Origin of the sequence: Pseudorhodobacter sp. E13 (genome assembly GCF_003991405.1) — a bacterium.
Taxonomy (GTDB): Bacteria; Pseudomonadota; Alphaproteobacteria; order Rhodobacterales; family Rhodobacteraceae; genus Pseudorhodobacter.
The window spans coordinates 1-4,989 of sequence record NZ_RPEN01000114.1 but is presented as its reverse complement, the minus strand read 5'-3'; the positions used below and the strand labels follow the sequence as shown (position 1 = coordinate 4,989).

The 4,989-nt window shown below is 58.3% G+C and carries 4 protein-coding genes and 1 pseudogene; 4 read left to right on the top strand and 1 reads right to left on the bottom strand.

Annotated features, from left to right (window positions below; genetic code table 11):
• Positions 1-909: 909 nt before the first annotated feature.
• From EGN72_RS00495 to EGN72_RS00485, 3 genes are all read left to right on the top strand, one after another.
• On the top strand, positions 910-1,560 hold the full coding sequence (locus tag EGN72_RS00495) for a plasmid pRiA4b ORF-3 family protein (RefSeq protein WP_233586972.1): 651 nt from the start codon (positions 910-912) through the stop codon (positions 1,558-1,560).
• A 246-nt stretch (positions 1,561-1,806) separates the two neighbouring features.
• Entirely contained in the window at positions 1,807-2,637 is an 831-nt protein-coding gene (locus EGN72_RS00490) for a type IV toxin-antitoxin system AbiEi family antitoxin domain-containing protein (RefSeq protein WP_127044716.1), read from the top strand.
• Entirely contained in the window at positions 2,627-3,544 is a 918-nt protein-coding gene (locus EGN72_RS00485; RefSeq protein ID WP_127044715.1) for a nucleotidyl transferase AbiEii/AbiGii toxin family protein, read from the top strand. The genes EGN72_RS00490 and EGN72_RS00485 overlap by 11 nt, the downstream gene beginning before the upstream one ends.
• Positions 3,545-3,722: 178 nt before the next feature.
• On the opposite strand, the gene EGN72_RS00480 is transcribed toward EGN72_RS00485, so the two are convergent.
• Positions 3,723-4,319, bottom strand: a complete 597-nt coding sequence (locus EGN72_RS00480) for a DUF6088 family protein (protein WP_107817737.1) — start codon at positions 4,317-4,319, stop codon at positions 3,723-3,725.
• A gap of 305 nt (positions 4,320-4,624) precedes the next feature.
• On the opposite strand from EGN72_RS00480, the pseudogene EGN72_RS00475 reads away from it, so the two are divergent.
• Positions 4,625-4,888 (top strand): annotated as a pseudogene (locus tag EGN72_RS00475) (transposase); the annotation flags it as partial.
• Positions 4,889-4,989 lie beyond the last annotated feature (101 nt).

The window sequence follows — 4,989 nt, the reverse complement described above, 5'->3', positions numbered from 1 at the left end:
GACGCCCTTGGCGGTTTCGATGTCGGCGCTGGTGAATTTGATGCAGTTCGTGGTCATTGCTCTTCTCCTTGTTTGCGTTGCAATGATGGTCACCTTGCAGCTGGCCAAGGCCCGGCCACACCGAAGGCGGAGCGTAGCGGAGAGGGGCAGGCGCCGGTCTTTTTGATCCGCGAGGAATGGCCCGCAGGGTCAGGGGAAAAAGATCGGCGACAACCTTTGTGGACGGGACGACAGCTGCGACCAGCATGTCATGCAAAGCAACACATCGGGAGAAGTGCCCTGGCCACGAAGGAAGGTGAGTAAACAGCCGAGGGAGATGCCAGGGGCGGTGTCTTTTCTGCCCTCTCACCCCGAGCCGCAGCCGGGCGGGTTCGCGCTTTGCCGGACCCTGTCCAATGTGCCGCGACGGCTGGTTCCCGTGGCAACGCGATGTGGATTGTCTGGAAGAGCAGCAGGCAGAACGTCGACGCAGCCACACCCTGCATGGCTCACCCGGATTTCGAACGGTCCTTCTACGGCAGCCCGATAACTTGCGATCCGCGCATCACGACCATCGCCGGCCTTATGCCAGCTGCGGCCAATGCGATCGTGCGGTCGTCGACCATCGTTTGCGACCCAGGATGACGGGGCGGCACAGCATGTCCGGCAAAGCACGGAACAACACTGGCCGAGACGCGAGGTACGTGATCACTGATGTCACACGCCCGCCCCAGCGACCGTTACCGAATGGCCGAGATGAAGCGTTGCCACGACCATGCGACGGCTGGTCGGGCTGGCTCTGGAAGAGACTGCACGGCCAGCGGTACGTCGCAGGGAGAGGCGGCGTTTCAGCTCGGGGAGGTCGGCTGCGCGCAGCCGACCGAGTAGGGCGCGGTGCTGACCAAAGGGCAGGAGGGGCCAAGGTTCCCCTTGAATGCTTCAGCCAAAAAATCAAAAGTCACTTCAACGGCAGGGCTATTGAGACAGGCGGAACACACTTTGATTGAGCTGAAAATCGAACTTGTTGGCATTAAGCCACCGATCTGGCGCCGGATCCTCGTGCCTGATGATATCAGCTTGGACATCCTGCATTCCGTTGTCCAAGGCGCTATGCCTTGGCAAGACTATCATTTGCATGAGTTCGAGATTGGCGAAGACAGGTTCGAGGCCCGTGACGAAAGTGACGACAGCTGGGACCCAAACGATGGCCGGAAGGACGAAAAGAGGCTTACTCTTGGAGAGCTGGTCAAGAAAGGCAGCCAGTTCACATACACTTATGATTTCGGCGATGGGTGGAGGCATCTCGTCACCGTTGAGAAGATTAGCAAACCAACCGGCAGACCAGATCAGGATTTTCCCGCCTGTGTTGCCGGAGCGCGCGCGTGCCCGCCAGAGGACTGTGGAGGGCCCTACTCTTATGAAGAGTTTCTCGACGCGCTGACCGACAAACACCACCCGGAACATCGTGATACAAAGCAATGGGCGGGCGCGTTCGAACCGGAAGTGTTCAGCGTGCAGCAAGCGAATGCTGCCGTCGGTGCGATGTTTGTATGGGCAAAAGAACGCCACAATCGAAAGTGAAACTTGGCTTTGGTTTGGCGCAGCGGCTTCGCCATGGGCACAAAGCTTCAACTTTTCGATCCGAATGGCCGAGCGTCTCCTCGGCCAATCTAGGGCACCCACGCCCTGCTTTGCTGGTGAGCTTCAGAGCTGACAGCCACCAGTCTCTTTGAGAATTTCAGAGTTTGTCGATCCTTGGCGGACTATCTCACAGGTTTTCAAAGAAACAAGTGGCGATCTCTTTAAAAATACATCATTATGTCGCCTATGAGCGGACAAGAACACGAAAAACTAAAGAACCTTCTTGAGGCTGTCCCCGCGGGGTTCCTCGTGGACTCGGTCTGGCTTGAGCACCACGGGATAGGCCGACGTTCGTCCTACGCTTATGTCCAACGCGGCTGGCTAGAACGCCTTGGCCGCGGCGTCTTCCGCCGCCCCTCACCAAGCAGCGCCACCACGAACACCCTTGACTGGAAGACCTGCCTGCTCTCGCTCCAGCACATCATGCACTACCCTGTCCATATCGGGGGCGCGACGGCATTGGGCCTGCAAGGCTATGCGCACTATCTCTCCCTCGGCGACAAAAGCACGGTTTGGCTCTACGGCTCAAAAATCCCCAACTGGCTCGAAAGACTGCCGCTCAACGCCAAACTCCGCACACGCAGCGTATCGCTGTTCTCCGATCCAGAGTTGGGTGTCAACGACGCGCGAAATAATCTCAACGAGACAGCATCGTCCCTGCCATGGGACTGGAAACTGGTGATGTCCTCGCCGGAACGCGCGATCTTTGAGGCGCTGGACGAGTTGCCGGATCAGGAGAGCTTTCACAACCTCGACATGGTGTTCGAAAGCCTGACGACGTTGCGCCCAAGAACCCTCTCGGCACTGCTCAGAAGTTGCAAGAAGATCAAGGTCAAACGCCTGTTCTTCGTGTTCGCCGACCGCCACGACCATGCCTGGCGCAAGCGACTCGATCCGGAAGAGTTCGACCTCGGCAGCGGGGATCGCGCGTTGGTCAAAGGCGGCAAGATACATCCGCGCTACAGGATCATGGTGCCCGAAGAGTTTGTAAGAAAGGAACGTGGTCATGGCGCGTGAAGACTATGCCGCCCAAGTGGCCCTGCTCGTGCGGGTACTTCCATATGTCGCGAAGGAGGAGATATTTGCGCTCAAGGGCGGGACAGCCATCAACCTCTTCTATCGCGACCTTCCGCGGCTCTCAGTCGATATCGATCTGACCTATCTGCCTGTCAAGGACCGCGCCGAAAGCCTCGCTGAGATCAACGACGCGATGGACCGGATTGCCGCTGACATCGAAGGCGGCATCACCGGCGCCAAAGCGCAGCGCATTGCCGGCGGTGGCGGCGGCGCCACGCGTGCGCTCGCACGCCTCGGCGCAGCCGAAATCAAAATCGAAACCTCCCCCGTTACCCGGGGCGTCGTGCATGACCCGGAACAACGTGAAGTCTCCGAAGCCGTCGAGCAGGAGTTCGGATATGCGACGATGAACATCGTCGCTTTCGAAGATTTGTTCGGCGGCAAGCTCCATGCCGCCCTTGATCGCCAACATCCGCGAGACCTTTACGACGTCAAGCTGCTCTACGAGAATGAAGGCTTCACGGACGAGTTGTTCCGCACTTTTCTGATCTATGTCGCGAGCTCGCCACGCCCGCCGCACGAATTGCTGAACCCAAACCTGATCGATCTGAATCAGCCCTATGTCCGGGAATTCGAGGGCATGACGAAGGGAGCGGTCGACCTTGCGGAATTGATCTCAACGCGCGACCACCTGATCGCGGACATCCAATCCCGCATGGATGAGGACGCGAAGAGGTTTCTGAGAACCCTGCATGAAGGCGATCCGGACTTCGACGCGATCGACCGCCCTAAAGCGGCCGAGCTTCCAGCGGTTCGATGGAAGCTCATCAACGTGAACAAGCTGAAAGCAGAAAACCCCAAGAAGCATGCCGCCCAAGGGGAAGAGCTGGAGAAGCTCCTCGGCTGAAGATGGATCAGAGATAACTGATTTCGAGAACGACCCCGACTACGAAGAATGCTTGGTCACGTTTTTTGATGTGCTCGGCTTTCCAACAAGTCTGCGGGCCGCCCCAGTTTCGAGGCGGCCACTTCCAGAGCGTCAATCTTGTCTTCGCGCGACAACGAAAAATAGGTTTGGTTTTCTGTCATTGCGACGACGCAAGCGCGCTAAGTTCCTTGGCCATCCAGGTTGGCGCACCGGCACGAAGGCTCAGAAGCTCGCGCTGCTCCTCTTCGTTCAATGTCGCCTTGATACGCCTCAAAGCCTGCGCAGCTTCGGTTTTGCCGAAATATGCAAGCGCCCGAAAAGCGTGGCCGGCACGACTGTTGGGTGCACGAAGCTGCCAGCTCGGCACATGTTTAAGCTCGACGCTTTGCGCTCCGAGTTTCAGATGACGGCTCGGCCCGGAAGTCCAATAGACTTGACGGGATGGATTCTGTGTCGAAATACCGAGCAGGTTCGCTGCCGACGCCCCGCTTTGCGACACACGCTCACCGGTTGATTTCGCAATGTGCTCAACCACGGCCTGAACCGAGGGTGCCCGGCTGCCGAAGCGGGTTTTCACAGGCAAGGCAAACAATCCGCGTCTCACACGCAGAAGCTCCCCACGTCGAACCAAACGCGACAGCGCCTGGTCGACCGCGGCACGCTCTCCGAGGTGCAACAACTCCCGCGCCGACAGGGTCGCCCCCTCCGGCAGCGCTTCAGCATAGGCCTTGATCGCTTGAGATGTGGTTTGCATGCTCGCCTCCATGTGTCAGATATATAGCTTAGTTTCTGACGGTTTTCAAGCTGAAGCTTCCGTGGGTCAGTCTCGCTTAGGACCAGATCGCACTATTGGGACACCTTCCCCGAGCCTCTGAGGCACAAGGAGGAGATTCATGACGACGGCAAATCATGACCAATTGGGTTCGCGTTGTAAGGCCCATATCGACCAAGCGACAAGAACGGCCCTAAGCCGACCTTCGTCGAGACTTCCTATGCTGAGCTGCTGCCGGTTTCGTGGACACGAAGATAAGATCGTGACCAAGGAACTGGAGATCGGACATGGTAAGACGGAAGTTCACGAAGGAGTTCAAGTTTGAGGCAGTGAAGCTGGTGACAGAACGGGGCGTTGCGGTGGCGCAGGCGGCCCGTGATCTGGATCTGGCCGAGAGCGTGCTGCGGCGCTGGATGCGGGAGGCCACGACGGCACCCGTTACGGCGTTTCCCGGCCATGGCCAGCAGCGTGCCGAACTGGCAGAGATCGCAGCTCTGAAGAAAGAGGTCGCCAAGCTCAAGGCGGAGCGTGACATCCTAAAAAAAAACCGTTCCGGGCCGCAGCCCGCCTGTGCGCTGTAGTAACAGCGTGTGCTATGCTGCACTGGAAGGGCAGTTGCCGATGGCTTATTGGTGGGCTTGACCCCGTTAAA

Coding starts and splice junctions, on each gene's coding strand:
- EGN72_RS00485 (WP_127044715.1), top strand. CDS start 2,627: ATGGCGCGTGAAGACTATGCCGCCCAAGTGGCCCTGCTCGTGCGGGTA.
- EGN72_RS00490 (WP_127044716.1), top strand. CDS start 1,807: ATGAGCGGACAAGAACACGAAAAACTAAAGAACCTTCTTGAGGCTGTC.
- EGN72_RS00480 (WP_107817737.1), bottom strand. CDS start 4,319: ATGCAAACCACATCTCAAGCGATCAAGGCCTATGCTGAAGCGCTGCCG.